The organism is Gluconobacter sp. P1C6_b (assembly GCF_018811945.1).
Classification (GTDB): domain Bacteria; phylum Pseudomonadota; class Alphaproteobacteria; order Acetobacterales; family Acetobacteraceae; genus Gluconobacter.
Genome location: NZ_JACRVU010000001.1, coordinates 364,261 through 382,705, shown reverse-complemented (window position 1 = coordinate 382,705; position 18,445 = coordinate 364,261). Strand labels below are relative to the sequence as shown.

At 61.8% G+C, this 18,445-nt stretch carries 14 protein-coding genes; 7 read left to right on the top strand and 7 right to left on the bottom strand.

Annotated features, from left to right (window positions below):
- Positions 1 to 298: 298 nt before the first annotated feature.
- Positions 299 to 2,785, bottom strand: coding sequence for a mechanosensitive ion channel family protein (locus tag KP701_RS01765; RefSeq protein WP_215745428.1), 2,487 nt, complete (start codon positions 2,783 to 2,785; stop codon positions 299 to 301).
- A gap of 138 nt (positions 2,786 to 2,923) precedes the next feature.
- Positions 2,924 to 3,313, bottom strand: coding sequence for a helix-turn-helix domain-containing protein (locus KP701_RS01760; RefSeq protein ID WP_215745427.1), 390 nt, complete (start codon positions 3,311 to 3,313; stop codon positions 2,924 to 2,926).
- Between the two features lie 109 nt (positions 3,314 to 3,422).
- On the opposite strand from KP701_RS01760, the gene KP701_RS01755 reads away from it, so the two are divergent.
- The gene (locus KP701_RS01755) at positions 3,423 to 4,514 is read left to right on the top strand and encodes an SDR family oxidoreductase (RefSeq protein WP_215745426.1); all 1,092 of its coding nucleotides are present in this window, start codon (positions 3,423 to 3,425) and stop codon (positions 4,512 to 4,514) included.
- Positions 4,515 to 4,641: 127 nt separating this feature from the next.
- Positions 4,642 to 6,744 (top strand): protein-disulfide reductase DsbD, encoded by a 2,103-nt coding sequence (locus KP701_RS01750; protein WP_215745465.1) that lies wholly within the window; start codon positions 4,642 to 4,644, stop codon positions 6,742 to 6,744.
- A 71-nt stretch (positions 6,745 to 6,815) separates the two neighbouring features.
- Here KP701_RS01750 and KP701_RS01745 read toward each other — a convergent pair whose 3' ends face one another.
- The 3 genes from KP701_RS01745 to KP701_RS01735 all read right to left on the bottom strand — a co-directional run bounded on the left by KP701_RS01745 (position 6,816) and on the right by KP701_RS01735 (position 10,889).
- Positions 6,816 to 7,346, bottom strand: a complete 531-nt coding sequence (locus KP701_RS01745; RefSeq protein WP_215745425.1) for a cupin domain-containing protein — start codon at positions 7,344 to 7,346, stop codon at positions 6,816 to 6,818.
- A 113-nt stretch (positions 7,347 to 7,459) separates the two neighbouring features.
- Positions 7,460 to 9,787, bottom strand: a complete 2,328-nt coding sequence (locus KP701_RS01740; protein ID WP_215745424.1) for a TonB-dependent receptor — start codon at positions 9,785 to 9,787, stop codon at positions 7,460 to 7,462.
- A 178-nt stretch (positions 9,788 to 9,965) separates the two neighbouring features.
- The gene (locus KP701_RS01735) at positions 9,966 to 10,889 is read right to left on the bottom strand and encodes a LysR family transcriptional regulator (protein WP_215745423.1); all 924 of its coding nucleotides are present in this window, start codon (positions 10,887 to 10,889) and stop codon (positions 9,966 to 9,968) included.
- 173 nt (positions 10,890 to 11,062) lie between these two features.
- On the opposite strand from KP701_RS01735, the gene KP701_RS01730 reads away from it, so the two are divergent.
- Genes KP701_RS01730 through KP701_RS01710 form a run of 5 tightly spaced genes read left to right on the top strand, consistent with a single transcriptional unit; the run spans position 11,063 to position 15,685 of the window.
- A complete protein-coding gene (locus KP701_RS01730) occupies positions 11,063 to 12,508 on the top strand; it encodes a SidA/IucD/PvdA family monooxygenase (RefSeq protein ID WP_215745422.1) in 1,446 nt (481 codons plus the stop codon).
- A 14-nt stretch (positions 12,509 to 12,522) separates the two neighbouring features.
- Positions 12,523 to 13,422, top strand: a complete 900-nt coding sequence (gene puuE / locus KP701_RS01725; protein WP_215745421.1) for an allantoinase PuuE — start codon at positions 12,523 to 12,525, stop codon at positions 13,420 to 13,422.
- The gene (gene uraD, locus KP701_RS01720) at positions 13,419 to 13,943 is read left to right on the top strand and encodes a 2-oxo-4-hydroxy-4-carboxy-5-ureidoimidazoline decarboxylase (protein WP_215745420.1); all 525 of its coding nucleotides are present in this window, start codon (positions 13,419 to 13,421) and stop codon (positions 13,941 to 13,943) included. Before puuE ends, uraD begins: the two co-directional genes overlap by 4 nt.
- Positions 13,940 to 14,272: a hydroxyisourate hydrolase gene (gene uraH, locus KP701_RS01715; protein ID WP_215745419.1), complete on the top strand. Its 333-nt coding sequence runs from the start codon at positions 13,940 to 13,942 to the stop codon at positions 14,270 to 14,272. Before uraD ends, uraH begins: the two co-directional genes overlap by 4 nt.
- A 9-nt stretch (positions 14,273 to 14,281) precedes the next feature.
- Positions 14,282 to 15,685: a nucleobase:cation symporter-2 family protein gene (locus tag KP701_RS01710; protein WP_215745418.1), complete on the top strand. Its 1,404-nt coding sequence runs from the start codon at positions 14,282 to 14,284 to the stop codon at positions 15,683 to 15,685.
- 119 nt (positions 15,686 to 15,804) lie between these two features.
- Here KP701_RS01710 and KP701_RS01705 read toward each other — a convergent pair whose 3' ends face one another.
- Both KP701_RS01705 and guaD read right to left on the bottom strand, forming a co-directional pair.
- Positions 15,805 to 16,785 carry a DUF3034 family protein gene (locus KP701_RS01705; RefSeq protein ID WP_215745417.1) on the bottom strand — a complete coding sequence of 327 codons (981 nt, stop codon included), beginning with the start codon at positions 16,783 to 16,785 and terminating at the stop codon, positions 15,805 to 15,807.
- A gap of 188 nt (positions 16,786 to 16,973) precedes the next feature.
- Entirely contained in the window at positions 16,974 to 18,290 is a 1,317-nt protein-coding gene (guaD, locus tag KP701_RS01700; protein WP_215745416.1) for a guanine deaminase, read from the bottom strand.
- Between the last annotated feature and the right edge of the window lie 155 nt (positions 18,291 to 18,445).

Below are 18,445 nucleotides of genomic sequence, written 5' to 3'. Positions count from 1 at the left end.
TCGGGGTGTCGGTGGGGGCGGCCGTGACGGTCTTCTGATCGGGGGTGGATGTGTCTGATGAGACCAGGACAAGAGACATCACTGGATTCCTTGGCATGATCCTCGCCGATTGGCGGGCGATGCGGGGCCGCGGGAAGGTCGGGCCGGGAAATCGTCTGCGGGAACCGGGAGGGGGGTTCTCGATATTGTGGGGGACAGGATGAGCCTGTCAGCCTATTAATGCAAGACTTTATTTAATTGATTAATAATTGTGGGTGCAGGCGTGATGGACCGGCCCCCGGGTGGGGCCGGTCGGAAATCAGGCTGGTGTATGGCCGTCAGGCTTGCCGTTGTCCTGCGCCCCATCCTGAACCGGCGGCTTTGGAGTGGCGGGGGCGTCATTGGCAGGAGCCGGCAGGGCGACGTCTGCGGTGATGCGCATGGCGTTGCCGGGCGGTGTCGTGAAGTAGGACGTGCCCGTGTAGAACTTGACACTTGCGGCAGCGAGCTGATTGGTGATGCGGCGGTAGAACTCGCGTTTGACCTTCCATTTCATCATGGGCGTCGTGCGGAAGCTGCCGAGGAGGGTGGCGCCGCCGCTGTCGCTGTTGTCCACGCCCAGATCGTTGTAGTCCGACAGGATCATGGGGCCGAAAACCGGATCGTCGCGCATTTCCTTGAGCGTTTTCGCCATGATGGCGGTGACGCGGGGCAGGTCCTCGGAAAGGTCAAGCTGCTGCTTGACGATGACCTGGTTGTAGCCGCGGGCGGTGTTGGCGATCGAGGAGACGGACGAGAACGGGATGATGTGAAGGTCGCCGTTGATGTCGCGGACCTTCACGGTGCGGATCGAGAGGTTTTCCACTGTTCCCGATACGCCGCCGGTCGTCACCCAGTCACCGACCTGGATGGCGTCTTCCACGAGCATGAAGAAGCCCGTGATGAAGTCCTTGACCAGGCTCTGCGAACCGAAGGCGATGGCGGCACCCATGATGCCTGCACCCGTGAGCAGCGGGGTAACGTTGATGCCGATCTGCGAGAGCGTTGTGACCGCGACGATGATGATAATGATCGCCAGAAGGACTGTCCGGATGATGGGCAGGACCGTGCGCAGGCGGGTTGCGCGCGACATCTGGTCCGACTTCTCGAAGCGGGTGAGCTGCTGGCTCAGGAAGGCGTTGATGATTTCCCAGATCGTGACGGCCACGGTGAGGGCGACCAGCATCGTCAGGACGGCATCCATCAGGTGACGGCCGACGGCGTTGTGCATGAAGAAGCCGAATGTGGGCAGGCCCCAGGCTTCGGTCATGGCGATCAGGGTCAGGAACAGCAGAACACCGGTCAGGATCCTGCGGGCGAAGGGATAGTAGCGGTCGGCGCGCTTCTGAAGATCGGGAAAGCGCTCGGTCAGGACCGGGTTGATGCGGAAGAATCGGTCCTGCAGGCCGTAGGCCATGACCGCGACCAGCCGCGAGGCGACCAGGATGCCGATGGTGATGCCGGTGGTGTCGAGGATCCAGCGATAGCCGCCGGGCAGATGCGCGGCCCAGACGACCCAGAGCGAGACGTCGAGGAACATGGCCGGGACCCACCACAGGCGTGTGATGGCGACGATGAAGGTCCACATCGCGGTGTCGGGAACGGCGCGGGGCTGAAGCGCGCGGCTGACGAGGTGCCGGATGCGCCAGATGAAGATGGCGATCAGGATGTGCTCGATCAGGACCACGCCACGGATCATGGCGTCCGTGCCGCGCGGGGAGAGGTTGAACTGGCTGCCCAGTGTGGAGAGGCAGAAGATGATGGCTGGCGCTGCCACCAGCACGTTCCACCAGCGGGTCAGCAGGAAAGCGGTCGCATCCGTTGCGGGCAGCAGGCGGATGGTGGGGGAGCGGGGCGCGAAGCCTGTCTCGACAAACAGATACAGGCAGCGGGCGGCAGCATAGCAGTTGGCGAGCGTTGTGATGACGTTGTCGGTCTTCTCGCTCCAGGGCAGGACCAGAACGGCGAGATAGGCGACGGCCAGAAAGGCCAGGACGGGAATGGCCTTCAGCGCGAAATGCCCCAGCGCGTAGGGGACGCGGGCAAGGAAGCGCAGGGTTTCGACCTGTCTCCGCTGGTCCGCGGCGCGGGTCTGGCTGGAGCCGTCGACGATGGGTTCCTGCGGCGTGGTGGCCTCGGTTTCGGTGGTGTTGCGCTGTTCCCTGTTTTCAGCGTTCTGCGTGAGCTGGCGAAGGGGTTTGCGCAGGCTGAGGGAGACGATCCGCTCCAGCACGAGGCCGCAGACCATGGCCACGAGGCCTCCAGCGAAGGCATGGAGAATCGTGGTGCGGGTGTCGGCCGAGGCGAGTGTCGTATGCGCCCAGCGACCGACGATTCCGAGATCGCTGAACAGGCCGAGGAAATTGTGCAGATAGCCCAGCGCCTGAAGGCGGATGCTGCTCAGGCCGGTATGGATATCGGGCGGGACTTCGGCGACGGGCTTGGCGGCGGCCGCTTTGGCCGGTGTGGCTTTTGCCGGCGCTGCGGTCGCAGGTGCCGGTGTTGCTGCCGGGGTTTCAACCTGAAGGCCGCGCGCCATCAGGGAGAGGGTATGGGTGAAGGCGTCCCGCTCCTTGGGGTTGTTCAGGACGTTGAGGAGCTGCTGTGCTTCCTGCTGGTTCAGGGGGGTGGCTGTGGTGGTATCGGCCGCCCGGACCGGGAACAGCGTCAGGACACCGAGAAGCAGGAAGAGGAAGATGCCGAGGACGGCGCGTCCGGTTCGGGTGGGAGACGATGGAAACGGATCGGGACGGGGTATCGACGGCATCGGTCTGATGAGTCCTTGCAAATTACGCGGTCTGCCGCGCGGTCCGGTGTCCGCACGGGATGGTCCGCCGGGGGCGGTCTGGTGCTGTAAACATGGCACAGGGCGGCGGCCCTGTCCTACCCTCTTCATGCGGGTGTTTCATTCGGAAGGGGGGATCTCGTTCCGTGCGAGCCGGTCGAGGGCGTCGGCGTTACGGATGGCCCAGTGATAGAGAAGCTCAACGGGCTCCACGAAGGTCTGTCCGAGTTCCGTCAGGCTGTAATCGACATGCGGTGGCATGATCTGCCGGACGTTGCGGCGGATAAGACCCTGCGTTTCAAGATCACGAAGAGTCTGGGTCATCATTTTTTTCGACAGATCGGGAATGCTGCGCTGGAGCTTTCCGGGGCGGGCCGTACCGCCCAGAAGATGCAGTGTGTGCAGGATCATGGTGGTCCATTTGCCGCTGAAAAGCCTCAGGATCCGGCGCGGTGCACAGTCTTCGGCGAAGGGTGCCTGACGGTAGTGATCGGGCAGCGGCGATGTCATGGAGTGGGCACCTTCTGGTCACCAGGGCACGAAAAGGTGCCGTCTGGTGGAAATGGGGATGTCGTATCAGATGTGGAGCAGACCCCGTTTTCTGCAAAGGAAAAATCCCATGACCTCTTCTGTTCCTGCTGTCACACTAGGCCGGACTGCCCTGGTGGTCGGGGCGACGGGTATCGTCGGCCAGAATCTTGCGGCGCGTCTCGTGGCTGAAGGCTGGACGGTGCATGGTCTGGCGCGTCGGCCGCGTCATGACGTGGCGGGCGTGCTGCCCGTGGCGGCCGATCTGCTGGATCCATCGTCGCTTGCCGGGGCGCTGAAGGACCTGCGGCCGAGCCATGTCTTCTTCTGCTCCTGGATGCGTCAGGCGACCGAGGAAGAGAACTGCCGCGTCAATGCGGCGATGGTGCGCAATCTGTTTGCGGCGCTGCCGGAGCCGGGGCTTCTGGTTCATGCGGCGCTGACGACCGGCATGAAGCATTATCTCGGCCCGTTCGAGGCTTATGCGTCGGGAGAGCCGCCCGTGACGCCGTTCCGGGAAGAAGTGCCCCGGCTGGATCTGCGGAACTTCTATTACGATCAGGAAGACGCACTGTACGAAGCGGCTGAGCGACATGGCTTTTCGTGGAGCGTGCATCGTCCCCATACGGTGATCGGCTATGCGGTCGGCAATGCGATGAACATGGGAAGCACGCTGGCGGTCTATGCGACGATCTGCCATGAGACCGGGCGGCCCTTCGTGTTTCCGGGATCGCCTATGCAGTGGGATGGCCTGACCGACCTGACCGATGCGCGGCAACTGGCGCGGCAGCTGCTCTGGGCGTCCACAAATGCGGCGGGTCGGAACGAGGCGTTTAATATTGTGAATGGCGATCTGGTACGCTGGAAATGGCTGTGGCCGCGTCTGGCAGCGTGGTTCGGGATCGAGGCCGCACCCTATCCGGGCCATGTCACCTCGCTTGAGGAAACGCTGTCTGGCGATGCGGAACTCTGGGAGCAGATTGCCGCGAAATACGGTCTGACGGAGAGCCGGATCGGGCGGCTGGCCTCGGCCTGGCATACGGATGCGGATCTCGGACGTCCGGTGGAATGTGTGACGGATATGAGCAAGAGCCGCCTCGCCGGGTTTGTGGATTACCAGTACACGCCCGACTCTTTCACCGATCTGTTCACCCGTCTGCGGGCGGAGCGGCTGATCCCGTAAGGGACGGTTTTTCAGGGCATTTGCGGTTTCACTACCGTAAAGGTCCTGTTTTCCGTTTCAGTCAGTGATATGGTTGCGGTTCTGTCCTGATTGTTGGAATGAGCCTGTCTTGCATCGAGTGTTCAGCATGTCCGCCCTGCTTCTGGCAGGGTTTCTTGGTCTGGGGTCTGCGTCCGCGCTGGCAGCGGAGAGCGCGCCCGTTACGTCCGGGAATGATACCGCAACCCTTGTCACGGATCGCGATGCGGTCGGGCCGGACCAGCATCTGCGTGTCGGACTGCGGCTTCAGCTCAAGCCGGGCTGGCATACGTACTGGATCAATCCGGGCGATGCCGGGGACACGCCGACGCTGGATGTGACGGCGGACGGCGCTGCGACGGGCAAGGGTGGTCCGATCCACTGGCCGGTGCCGGTGCGTATCAGTGAGGGCGGCCTCATGTCCTACGCCTATGTCAACGAGGTGACGCTGCCGGAGGATCTGGTTCTCAAGGGTTCGGGTGGCACGACGCTTCATGCGCATGGGGAGTGGCTTGTCTGTGCGCAGGTCTGCATTCCTGAAAGCGGTGATTTTACACTGACTCTGCCGGCTTCGGCTCAGGACGCTCCGGAAGGGGCACAGGCTGCCCTGTTCCATAAAGCGGATGCGGCCATGCCGGTGGCGTCGCCGTTTGCGGCCAGTGTTTCTGCTGATGGCGTTCTGACGCTGTCGGGCAAGGGGCTCTCTGCGGCATCCGTGTCGCAGGCGTGGTTCCTGCCGCAGGATGGGGGCGTGATCGATCAGGTGGCGGACCAGCCGTTGCATGTGTCGGACGGGCAGCTGACGCTGGGGCTGAAGTTCCTGAAAACGGCGCATCGGGACAGGCCGCTGGCGGGTGTGGTCGTACTCAAGGATGCGGCGGGGCAGGAAAGTCCGTTGCAGATCGAGGTGCGGCCGGTTGGGGGAGCGGCTTCTGCGCCTGTGCAGGATGCTTCGGCTCAAGGTCAGGCATCGGGTGCGGAGGTGCCGACGGGCGCGGGATGGCTGCGGGTTCTGCTGTTTGCCTTTGTGGGCGGGCTGATCCTGAACCTGATGCCCTGCGTGTTTCCGGTTCTGGCGATGAAGGCGCTGTCTCTGGCAAAAATGGGCGGTGCGGGACGGGGTGTGCAGCTTCAGAGCGCGCTGTTCTATACGATCGGGGTGATGGGCGCATTTGCGGCTCTGGGTATCGTCATGATCGGGCTGCGTCTGGCCGGGTCTGCGGCGGGATGGGGCTTTCAGTTCCAGTCGCCGGGATTTGTGGTCGCGGTCTGCTGGCTGCTGTTCCTGATGGGCCTGAATCTGCTGGGTGTGTTTGAAGTCAGCGCCGGGCGTCTGGGTCAGATCCAGACCGGGAGTGGTCGTGGTGGTGACATGATGACGGGCCTGCTGGCGGTCATCGTGGCGACGCCCTGTACGGCGCCGTTCATGGGAGTCGCTATCGCCGGGGCGCTGGGCGGGCCGCCGGTGATGGGCGTTCTGGTGTTCCTGTCGATGGGGCTCGGGTTGGCGTTTCCCTATATTCTGGTGGCCGGCGTTCCGGGCGTGGCGTCACGCATGCCGAAGCCAGGAGCCTGGATGGGGATTCTCAAGCAGGTTCTGGCATTCCCGCTGTTCGCAACCTGTGTGTGGTTGCTCTGGGTCGCGGCGATCCAGCGGGGCGTGACGTTTGTGGCGCTGACGGCCGGGGGCGTTGTCCTGCTCGGGTTTGCAGGCTGGATCTATGGCGTCGGCCAGCGGCGTTCGATGTTGGAAGGGGGGCGTGGGACGGTGGCGTTCTGCCGTGTTGTGGCAGCGCTGTGCGTCGTGGTGTGTGGTGCTGCGCTGGCGCAGGGACTGCGGGCCGCGCCTGCTCCCGTGGCGGCTGGGGCAGCGGAAGCGGGTGTCGAGCCGTTCTCCGAGGCGCGTCTGGCGGAGCTTCGGGCGCAGGGCAAGCCGGTGTTCATCGACATGACGGCATCCTGGTGCATCACCTGCATGGTCAATGAGCGTGTGGCGCTGGATGTGCCGTCTGTTCAGGAGGCCTTCCGGTCCCGCGGGATCGTATTCCTCAAGGGTGACTGGACGAACCGCAATGCCGCGATTGCGACGTTCCTCAAGGCCCACGGGCGCGATGGCGTACCGTTCTACATGTATTACGCGCCGCATCAGGACGGTGTGGTGCTGCCGCAGATCCTGACGCCTGGCATCGTGACCTCGACGATTGGAAAATGAGCGCGTTACTTCTTTGAATTTTGAAAACCCTGTTCCCGGCTCGGGAGCAGGGTTTTTATATCCCGCGGTTTTCAGCGACCCGTGTTGCGGGGATCGTCCTGCGGGTTCACGTAAGTCATGCTGAACGGCCCCGTGCCCGAGACCTGAAGAACCGCGCCCTGGCTTCCGGCCTTGATGGCGTGGGGGACGTTGACCGGCAGATGCACGAAACCACCCGGACCCATATTGCGCTTCTGTGCTGCGGAAAAATCCTGTCCCACGAAATGCTGGATACTGCCGCTGATGACGGTGAGCATCTCGTCCAGATTATGGGTGTGGGGCGGAATGAACGAGCCCGAAGGCATCATGACGCGGAGGGTAAACGGGCCCGGCTTGCTGGTATCGCCGGTCAGGATGGCCATTTTCGTTCCATGCGGGAACATGGGCGGCGCGGGCTGCCATTTTACGGCGTCCGAGCCCGGAATGATGGTGACGGCGGACTGGTTGGGTGCGGGTTCCGGCGGAACCGGGGCGCTGTGCGCGTGCGATGTCACAATGAGCGTGGTGCAGAGCAGCAGGGCTGAACTGGCGAAATGCTTTTTTGAAATATTGCCGGGGGGCATGGGGGTCTCCTCCGTCCCTTAAGGGCGTATGCGTGCCGTCTTGCGGCAACGCGCTGGAGGAGAGCCGGTTTGGAATGCAGGGACAGGAACCGGTGGGTTGCTGTCCCACAGGATCAGAAGGCGGTGGAGACCGTTCCGGTCATGGTGAAGCGCGGAGCGACCATGAAGGAGTTTCCGTAGCCGGTATAGGACGCCATGTTCCCGCTGTAGACGGTGCTCGGGTCCTTGGCGCTGTAGACCGCGCCCATGGCGCCGGTGCGGACGACGGAGCCGGTCAGGTTGGTGAAGTTCAGGCGGAAGGTCGGGGACTTCGCGAACATGAACGGCTTGAAGTGATAGCCCATGGAGAGGGTATCGGTGACGTAGCCCGGAATGCGCTGGTCGCCGGCGATGCTGACGGACTGCGGTCCGGTGTAGTGGACGGAGCCGTTCGCGAAGAAGCCCTTATAGGTATAGGTCAGGCCGAAATTCGCGATGACATGCGGGGCCATGACGGCCTGCGTGCCTTTGGAATGCAGCATCGTGTTCAGATACGGATCGAAAACGTTGCTGTCCTGGGTGGCGTGCAGGTATTCGACCGAGGCGTAGGGGCTGAAGCCATGGATCGGTCGTGCCGCGACCATGACGTCAAAGCCGCGCATCTGCTGGCTGCCGATATTGAACGGCTTGTAGCTGTTCATGCCGACATACTGGTCCACGATGCGGTTCGTGACGTTGTAGTTGAAGAAGGCAACGTCCGCGATGATGTGGTCGTCATGATAGCGGTAGCCGAGTTCTTCCTTGATGGAATACTGGTTCTTGGGGATCGCAACACTGGTGTACAGCCAGCCGAGATCGACCGCGCTGGGCTGACGGTAATCACCTTCCACGTTCAGGTAGATCTGATGGTGGTTGTTGATGCGGTAGCCGATCGAAAGCTGCGGTAGCGGCGCCGTGCGGTTGCCTTCCTGGCGGCCGTAATAGTCCTTGTTCCAGATGTTCGTCATGACGAACTTGAAGCCGGCATCCACCGTCAGGTGATCGTTGAAATACTTGGCGGTGTCATGCACGAACAGCGAGTGGATCTCGTAACCGGCCGTCTGCTTGTCGCCAGCAGAAATCAGATAGGCTGCGTTGTTCGGGCTCGGCGCATTGCCGTCCGGCATCTGGTAGCTGGTGGGGTAGGACTGGATCGTCTGGGTGTTTTCATACCAGTAGCCGACCGAGAACGTGTTGTGACGGTCGATTTCCCAGTTGAGTTTCGCGACCGTACCGACCGAGCGGTATTCGTTCTGCAGGAAATAGCTGGTCAGACCCCGTGTTACGCCGTTTGAATCGGTTGTGGTGCCATCCGGCGACGCGTCCCAGCCCTGTCCGAAGCTGAAATAGGGGTGGATGTCGAGCGACAGGCGGGACGGCAGGGCAATATGGACCGGAGCCGAGATGAAGATCTGGTTCCAGTGATCGTTGTTGTTGCCCCAGTAATTGTTGCTCGTCTTGTCGTTCGTACGGCCATAGCCCTGACCGGTATGCTTGTAGCGGAAGAACTGGTCAGAGGTCGGGTAGTTGTCGATGATGAAGTCGGCGGAGTTCCAGGACAGGAAAAATTTGGCATTGGAGCCGTTTTTCCAGTCTTTCTGCAGGCCGAAATCGATGTGCTTGCGCTGGTTGATGCCAGCGCCCATCCACGACCGGGCATGCGTGTTGGAGAAGGAGAAATAGCCGCGCACGCCGCTATGGCCGATTTCGCCTGATTCGAGGCGGATGAACTCGCGCGACAGGTTGTTGGTGCCGTAGGAGAAGTCGATCAGGCCACCGCGCTTCTGCGCGGGGGTGCGGGTTTCCTCGGCCATGACGCCACCGGCTGCCGACATGACGGGAAGATCCGTTGCGGAGGAACCCGGCGTGACGCTGACGCTTTCAAGGTTCTCGGAATCGACGTTTTCGCTCAGATACTTGGCTGCGGCGGCGGGGGCGCCGTCCACCATCAGGCCCATGTCCAGATCGGTCAGGCCGCGGGACTGGATCTGTCCGCCTTCCATGCCTGACGAATCCGGCGTCGTAACGTTGAGGCTCGGCAGGTTCTGGATCAGGTCAAGCGCCGTGCTGGTCGGCGCGCGCATGTTGATGAATTCCTTCGTGACGGTCTGCACTGCATGTGGCGCGGTTTCGACGCGCATCATGCCGCCTCCGCCGTTCAGGGCGCGGCGCGAGGAGGTGACGGAGACCGTTTCGGCCGCGGAGGCATCAAGGGCATGCGGGCGCGGTGCCGCTGCGGGCCGGTTCGGCGCTGCGGTGCTGCGGGCCGTGCTGCGGACGGGGGCATGATGACGCGAAACGGGGTGTTTCGTGGTCTGCGCGGCGCGCGCGTCCGTGCCGAATGCAACAAGGGCGCTGCCGGCGAGACAGGTTACTGCAAGAAGCTGGCGTCGATAGCCCGGTGACCAACGGTTGTCTTTCATGCTGCCGGGCTCCTGTCCTGTCGAAACGAAAGGTTCACTTTGGGAACGGTATTTATTCGAAATGTGGATGTAAAACGGATGGCCTATCCGCACCAAAGATAAAATGCAGGGCAGGCCATTGCCGTTTTTAGGGTGGTGCAAAAATGTGACAGTCTATGTCTCCCAATAGACGCAGAGATCAGGGGGCGGGCTGGGACTGGGCCAGAGGGGACAGGAACTCCTTTTCGAGTTCGGAAATCACAAGCCGTGCAGCGCCCGAAAGCTGGCGGGAATGGTCCACGCACAGGGCAAGTGTCAGGGGGGCAAGATCGTGATTGGAAATCGGAATGAAAGCCAGTTCGCCGCGCGTGATCTCTTCCATGACGTCGAGTTCGCTGAGGATTCCGAGGCCGACGCCTTCGCGGACCAGGGACTTGATCATCTGGATGTTGTCGGATGTCGCGGCGGCCTGGATGTCGAGATTGCTGTCGATTTCAAGGATTTCGATCTGGCGTTGCAGGGCAAGCGGGGCCTGGGGCATGATCATCGGGTAGTTCATGGCCAGACTGAAGCGGGCACTCTTGCGCTCGGCGACGGGATGGTTCGGCAGGCAGATGAAGCCCAGCGGAAAGTCCTTGTGGGCGCGGACCAGAAGCCCGCGGGCATGGGTCGGATTGAGCAGCAGGGCGACATCGACCGCCCCGTCGATCAGAGTGCCCTGGATGCGGCTGTTATCCAGGACGTGGGTGCAGATGGTGATGCCGGGATGGGTGGTTCGCAGGGCGCGCAGCAGACGCGGCAGGAACCCGCGGGTCAGGGCGTCGGGGACGGCGATGTCCACCTGGCCCCGGCGCAGGCCGCGCATGTCCTCGATCTGGACGCACATATTGGTCAGGTCCCGCGACCACTGCTTGCCGTGGGCGTAGAGGAGTTCACCCGTCGCTGTCAGGCGCAGGCCGGTGGGAAGACGTTCGAACAGGGGCGTGCCGAGAGACTCCTCGCCCTGCAGGATCTGCCGGTCGATGGCTGAGGCGGCGATGCGCAGATGTTCGGAAGCCCGGCGGATCGATCCGTGCTGGGCCACGGCAAGAAAGTAACGCAGGAAGCGTGAGAAGACAGGCATGGAAGAACTGCTCTCTTTTTGCGAACGGGAGATGCGTTTTTATGGAGTATACGCCCTTACAACGGTATGAAACTATCCCGACCGACAGGTGACCTGTCATTTTGTTGCGGAAAGACGGTCTGGCGGCGTCCGGATGCTGCTTTGTCCGTACCGGTTTTTTGGGATTTGACCACATGACATCCACCGTTTCTCCCGTCGATGCTCTGGCTGCGCTTTCGGAGCGTGTGCGGGAGGATCTGGCGAAAATCCGCTATGCGACCGGCAACTGGAGCCTGACGCAGGAGCGGGACGGGAAGGCGGTTTTGGATGTGGCCATCATTGGCGCGGGACAGGGGGGTATCACGTCCTGCTTCGGTCTGCGCCGTCAGGGTGTGACCAATGTGCAGGTATTTGAAAAGGCTTCCAAAGGCGGCGAAGGGCCGTGGGTGACGTTTGCGCGCATGATCACGCTGCGTACGCCCAAGCATGTAACCGGGCCGGACCTGGGGATTCCGAATCTCACGCCGCAGTCCTGGTTTGAAGCGCGCTATGGAGCAAAGGCCTGGGAGGATCTGGACAAGATCTCCCGCCATGACTGGCAGGCCTATCTGGACTGGGTCCGGGAGACGCTCGATATCCCGGTCGTGAACGATCAGGAACTGGTGCATGTCGGCTGGGACAACGGGCTGCTGAGGCTGACGTTCCGCAACGCGGCCGGTCAGGAAACGGTGCGTCTGGCACGGCGGATGGTGCTTGCGACGGGTATTGAGGGCGGTGGGACGTGGCATGTACCGTCCTTCATTTCCGATACGCTGCCGAAATCCGTTTATGCGCACACGCATGAAGATATTGATTTCGACGCTCTGAAGGGCAAGCGGATCGGCGTTCTGGGCGCGGGGGCATCTGCGTTCGACAATGCTGCCACGGCGCTGGAAAAGGGTGCGGGGCGGGTGGATCTGTGCCTGCGTCGGGCGAAAATCCCTGCCATTAATCCGTATCGCTGGATGGAAAATGCAGGCTTTCTTGCGCATTTCTCGGAACTGCCGGATCTGACGCGCTGGCGTTTCATGCGGCAGATCTACAGCCTGAACCAGCCGCCGCCGCAGGATACGTTCTGGCGCTGTCGCCGTCATGAGAACTTTGCCTTTCATCCCGGAACGCCCTGGACAGCGACGCGGATGGACGGGGATGAAGTCGTGGTGACGACGCCGCAGGGCGAGATGCGGTTTGATTTCCTGATCATTGGGACGGGGTTCACAATCGACCTGTCGCAGCGGCCGGAAACGAGGGATGTTGCGTCATCTGTTATGCTGTGGCGCGATCATTTCACGCCGCCTGAGGGGGAAGACAGCGCGCTTCTGGGCAGCCATCCGTATCTGGGTGCGCGGTTCCAGTTCCTCCCGAAGGATGCGTCTGACCCCAAAGCACCGATGCTGGCGGCGATCTACAATTTCACGTTCGGGGCCATGCCGAGCATGGGGCTTTCGGGTGCGTCCATCAGTGGCATGCGCTTTGGGGTGGAGAAGCTGGCTCGGGGCATTGCGCGGGATCTGTTCGTCGAGGACGGCGAGAAACATCTGGCGAGCCTTCTGGCCTATGACACGGAAGAACTCGTCAGCCTTGATCCGCCGGTGCTTTGAGAAGGAAGACGCCCATGACGCAGGACAGCTATCCGCGGGACATGATCGGTTATGGCCGCACGCCGCCTGACCCGAAATGGCCGAATGGCGCGCGCATCGCCGTGCAGTTCGTCATCAATTACGAGGAAGGCGCGGAGAATTCGGTCCTGCATGGTGATGCGGGATCGGAAGCGTTCCTGTCCGAAATGGTGGGCACGAAATCCATTATCGGGGCGCGTTGCGCGCAGATGGAAAGCCTGTACGAATATGGCAGTCGGGCGGGGTTCTGGCGTCTGCGTCGTCTGTTCGATGAAGCCGGGATGCCGGTGACGGTGTTTGGTGTGGCGAAGGCGCTGGCCCGCAATCCGGACGCCGTGGCAGTCATGAAGGAGAGCGGCTGGGAAATTGCGTCCCACGGTCTGCGCTGGATTGATTATCAGGATTTCCCCGAGGATTTGGAGCGGGCGCATATCCGCGAGGCCATTGCGCTGCATACCGAAGTCACGGGAGAGCGGCCGCTCGGTTGGTATCAGGGGCGCACGAGCCCGAACACCGCACGTCTGGTCGCGGAAGAAGGCGGGTTTGTCTATGACGCCGATTCCTATGCGGATGACCTGCCGTATTATGACCGTTCCAATGGCCGGGCGCAGTTGATCGTGCCCTATACGCTCGATGCCAATGACATGAAGTTCGCGGCGCTGAACGGTTTTACGGAAGGCGAGCAGTTCTTCATCTATCTGCGCGATGCGTTCGACATGCTATATCGCGAGGGCGGACGGATGATGTCGGTCGGGCTGCACTGTCGTCTGGCGGGCAAGCCGGCGCGGGCAATGGGACTGCTGAAGTTTCTGGAGCATATCCGCAAGCATGAGGATGTCTGGGTGGCGACGCGGCTGGATATCGCGCGGCACTGGCTGTCTGTGCATCCGGCATGAAGATTTCTGACGTCAATGCGCTGTCGGATGAGGCGTTCGTTGCGCAGTTCGGTGGGCTTTATGAGCATTCGCCCTGGGTGGCGGAAGGGGCGCTGAAGGCGCGGCCTTTCGCGGATGTGGACGCTATGCTGTCCGCGTTTGCGCGGATCGTGCGGTCTGCGGGTTCTGAGGCTCAGCTTGCGCTGGTGCGGGCACATCCGGAGCTTGGGCACCGGGCCGGGATTGATCCGGATCTGACGGAACATTCCGCGTCAGAACAGGCTTCGGCGGGGCTGGATCGTCTGACGCCTGCGGAATATGAGCGGTTCCGGGGGCTGAATGACGCGTATCGCGCACGGTTTTCCATGCCGTTCGTGATCTGCGTGCGCAAGGTCGCTGCACCCGGAAAAGCTGCGAAAACCGTGATTATGGATGAGATGGAGCGTCGTCTGGCTGGCACTCCCGAAAAGGAACTGACCGAGGCGCTGACGCAGATTGATGCGATTGCAGCGCTTCGTCTGAAGGATATGTTTACGGCATGAGTTCTTTATCCACGCATGTTCTTGATACGGTTTCCGGCAAGCCGGCTGCAGGGGTGAGTCTGCGTCTTCTGCAGGGGGATCGGGTTCTGTTCGAGGGGCAGACCAATACGGATGGGCGTTGCCCGGAACTGCGGGATGTTGCAGTTTCGAAAGGGATTTATTGTCTGGAGTTCCGGATTGGCGACTATTTCCGAAAAGAGGGGCAGGTTCTGTCCGATCCGCCGTTTCTGGATGTGGTGCCGATCGTATTCGGACTGGCAGCGGAGGCTCATGCACATGTGCCCCTGCTGGCGGCGCCGTTCGGATATTCTACCTATCGCGGAAGCTGAGGGCTTTTCATGACTGCCGAGAACGCCGCGACGACCGGTCTGCATCCCGTTGACGAGAAACTGCCGGTCTGGCGGCTTGGGGCCTACGGGTTGCAGCATGTGCTGGCGTTCTATTCGGCGGCGGTTATTGTTCCGATCCTCGTGGCGGGTGCGCTGCATCTGCCGCGCGAGACGCTGATCCATCTGATTGATGCGGATCTGTTCACCTGCGGGATTGCGTCCCTGCTTCAGGCAGTGGGGTTTGGCCCGGTCGGAGTTCGGCTACCGCTGTTGCAGGGCGTGACGTTCACGGCCGTGGGGCCGATGATTGCGATTGGCTCTGCTGTTGGGGGTGGAACACCGGGGCTTTTGTCCATTTACGGGTCCGTCATCGTGGCGGGTTTCGTGACGTTCCTGATGGCGCGGCATTTCGCGGGGCTGGTGCGGTTTTTCCCGCCGGTTGTGACGGGGTCTATCATTCTTATCATCGGTCTGGCGCTCTTGCCGGTGGCGGCGAATGACATTGTTTCGGGTGCCAGTCCGTCTGTGATGCAGGACCATGTTCCGCTGCGGAGCATCTGGTACGGGCTGGGGACACTGGCGTCCATTCTGGTGATCCAGAGGCTGTTTCGCGGCTTTATCGCTACGATCGCCGTGCTGATCGGTCTGGTTCTGGGAACGCTGGTGGCCTGGGCGCTTGGGGATGCGAATTTCGGGGATGTGGCCTCCGCACCGCTTCTGTCCATCACGCACCCGTTTTATTTCGGAACGCCGACATTTCATCCGGTCTCGATCCTGTCGATGGTGATCGTCATGACGATTTCCATGATCGAGACGATTGGCAATGTTTATGCGACGGGTGAAATCGTCGACAAGCCGATCACATCCGAAGATATCGCTCGCACGCTGCGGGCCGATGGAATCGCGACCATGCTCGGCGGCGTGCTCAACTCCTTTCCCTACACCTGTTTTGCCGAAAACGTCGGTCTGGTGCGGATGACGGGGGTGAAGAGCCGATGGGTCGTAGCGGCTGCGGCGGTCATCATGATGATGCTCGGCTGCCTGCCGCGTCTGGGCGCGCTGGTGGCTGCGGTGCCGTTGCCGGTTCTGGGTGGGGCGGCGCTGGCGATGTTTGCGACTGTGGCGGTTGTGGGCGTGCAGACGCTGTCTCGGGTGGATTTCAACCGGCAGAGCAATGTGATCATTGTGGGCACCAGCATCGGGCTGAGTATGCTGGCGACGGCCCAGCCGCATATCTCCGACACGTTTCCGATGTGGGCGAAGATCGTGTTTGGAAGCGGGATTACGCTCGGATCGCTGTCAGCGATCCTGCTGCATCTGATTTTTAATGTGAAACGGACGATTCACGAGGTGGCTCATGCGACGGATGTTCCGCGTGAGGCGCTGATTGACGAGCGGATCCGGGAGGGGTGAGGCTCACGGCTCTACCCTGAAACCCGCCAAAGGCCAGGGGCTTCCGGACACCGTTTCATAAAATCAGGGTGCAGGGATCAAGATCCCTGCCGGGCCCGGGCAGAGCCCGGAATGTCCCGTCAGAAGCCGGTCTGGGCGGAAAAATAGAACCCCGTCTGATCCTTGTAGGTCGCGATCGTACCCAGAGACACATACGCCAGCGTGACGTTCAGATGCTTGTTGACGAAATAGCTGGTGTAGACGTCGAACCAGTTGCTTTCATCGGTGAAACGCTGGTTGCGTGGTTTGGTGCGGTATTCGACGCCGACGACCAGACCAGGGATGAAAGACGGCAGATAGCCGAGCGAACCCTCGAACTGGGCGTGATAGTTGTTGTCCCTGTCACCGCCGAAACCGAGGATGCCCCACTGGTTGCCTTTGGTGAAGCGGACGGTGGTGTCGATCAGGATGCCGATTTTCGGAAACAGCTTGGTGACGGCAAGGTAGGCGTCTCCTCCATCCGTGTGCATCGAGCCGACTTCGTGGATGACCTTGCCGTCACTGTCATGCTTGTACATGCCGCCGATGGCGACCTGCGGGATCAGGGTGTTGTCCGCGACGTGACCAAAGAGGCGGACCTTGGCACCTGCGACGTCGAGATCGAACTGGTAGCCGTTGCCGATACCAAGTTTCGCGCCGGTGCCGCGGGTCTGGAAGAAGTTGTGGGTGTAGGAAATCTCGACGCGGTCGAAGAAGCCCATCGAGGCGCCGACATTCTGGTCCCAGTAGCTGGTAAGGTTCACATAGCTGTAGTGCATGGCCATGCCAGCGCTCTTGCTGGAGCCATAGCCGCCGATTGTGGCCCAGCTTGCGATGCCGCCGCCGCTTGCCCCTTCGAGCGAAGAAAGGCCGCTGGTCCCAAGTGCGCGCTGTCCGTCAAAGAGGGTGCGGAACATGGACTGTCCGTTGCTGTTTCCGTCATCGCCCAGCGTGACCTGAGGTGTGGTGGTGCTGGTAGCGGCTTTGGCGTCCTGTCCCGTGATGAGGGTGCCGAGGGACAGGAGGGCTGTCATGGACGTCAGGATACGGAAGGACTGAGCAGCGGTGGGGAAACGGTGCATGATTCCTGCTTTTAAGTCGCGCGCCCGAAGAGGAGCTGGAGTATTCCCGTAGATGAAATACCTTTTGCTGTATTTACTGCCGCGAGACTGAAAAATAATTAAGACAACTCTAGAGTTCAAAAATTTCCCCATGTCAAAGAAAAACGGCACTGAGTGCCATTTTGAATTTAATGTGTGTTCCTCCGGCTTCAGACCGGGCTGCGTTTGTGCAGGAGCTCGCCGGCGACATAGGTAGCGGCGATGCTGCGGTCGTCCCCGAGCATGGTCAGGGCGAAGAGGCGGTCGGCGAGGGTTTCAGCGGTCCGGGCGCGGATCCGTCCAAGCGGCGTGGCGGCCGGATCGAAAACGCACAGATCGGCGTATAACCCGGGCCTGATGCTGCCGATCCGGTGTTCGAGTCCGAGGGACTGCGCGCCGCCAGTTGTGGCGAGCCAGAGTCCCTGTGCGGGATGGAGTTTCGTCTGAAGGCCTTGGGCGACCTTGTAGGCGTCGGACAGGACCTGAAGCAGGGACAGGGACGGTCCGGCGCCGATATCGCTGCCGATCCCGACATGGACGCGGCGTTCAGGATTGAGAGCCTTGAAGAGCGGGAAGGAGCCGCTGCCGAGGAACTGGTTCGAGCCGGGGCAATGCGCGATGGAGCATCCGGCGTCGTGGCAGCGCTGGAAATCGGCTTCTTCGGCATGGACGGCATGGGCGAGGATCGCGCGTGGACGCAGGAGACCGGCCTTGTCGTACACGTCCAGATAGGAGGCGCGGTCGGGGAAGAGTTCGCGGACCCAGGCGATTTCCGAACGGTTTTCCAGCAGATGGGTCTGCATGAACAGGTCGGGTTTCGTGGCGAGCAGGGCGCCTGCGAGATCGAGCTGTTCGGGTGTGCTGGTGGGGGCGAAACGTGGGGTGACGGCATAAAGCTGTCGCCCGCGGTTGTGCCAGCGGGCGATGAGTTCGGCGGACTGGTCATAGCCGCTCTGGGCGGTGTCGCGCAGGTTTTCGGGTGCGTTGCGGTCCATCAGGACCTTGCCGGCGATCATGCAGGTATTGAGGCGTTCGGATTCCTCGAAGAATGCATCCACGGAGTGGGGATGGACGGTGCAGTATACGGCGGCCGTGGTGGTGCCGACGCGCAGGAGTTCGGTCAGGAACTGCCGGGCGACAGCGCGGGCATAGGTGATGTCGGCGTAGCGGGCTTCTGCGGGGAAGACGTAGTTTTCCAGCCATTCCAGAAGCTGCTCGCCGTAAGACGCGATGACCGGAAGCTGCGGGTAGTGGACATGCGTGTCGATCATGCCGGCGGAAATCAGCATGTCGGGATAGTAGTCTACGGCTGTTCCGGCGGGGATGGTGTCGCGCAGGCTGTCCCAGGAGCCGGCGGCGGTGATGAGACCGTTTTCGGTCAGGATCAGGCCATCGGGCTCGTGGTGCAGGGCGTCCATGGGATCGGTGGTGAACGGATCGGCATGGAAGGTCAGGAAGGGGCCGCGGATGGCTCGGATCTGGGTCATGCGGGTACCTTACGCAGGGATTTCGGTGCGGGGAACGGGTTTGTGGGGCCAGGGCGGGTTGGCGGCCGGCATTGGCAGTCGGTGCGCGGCTGGCTTACAACACTGGCAGGAAGAACCGGCTCCTTGCGCGTTCTTCAGCATGAGCTCTGGAGTAT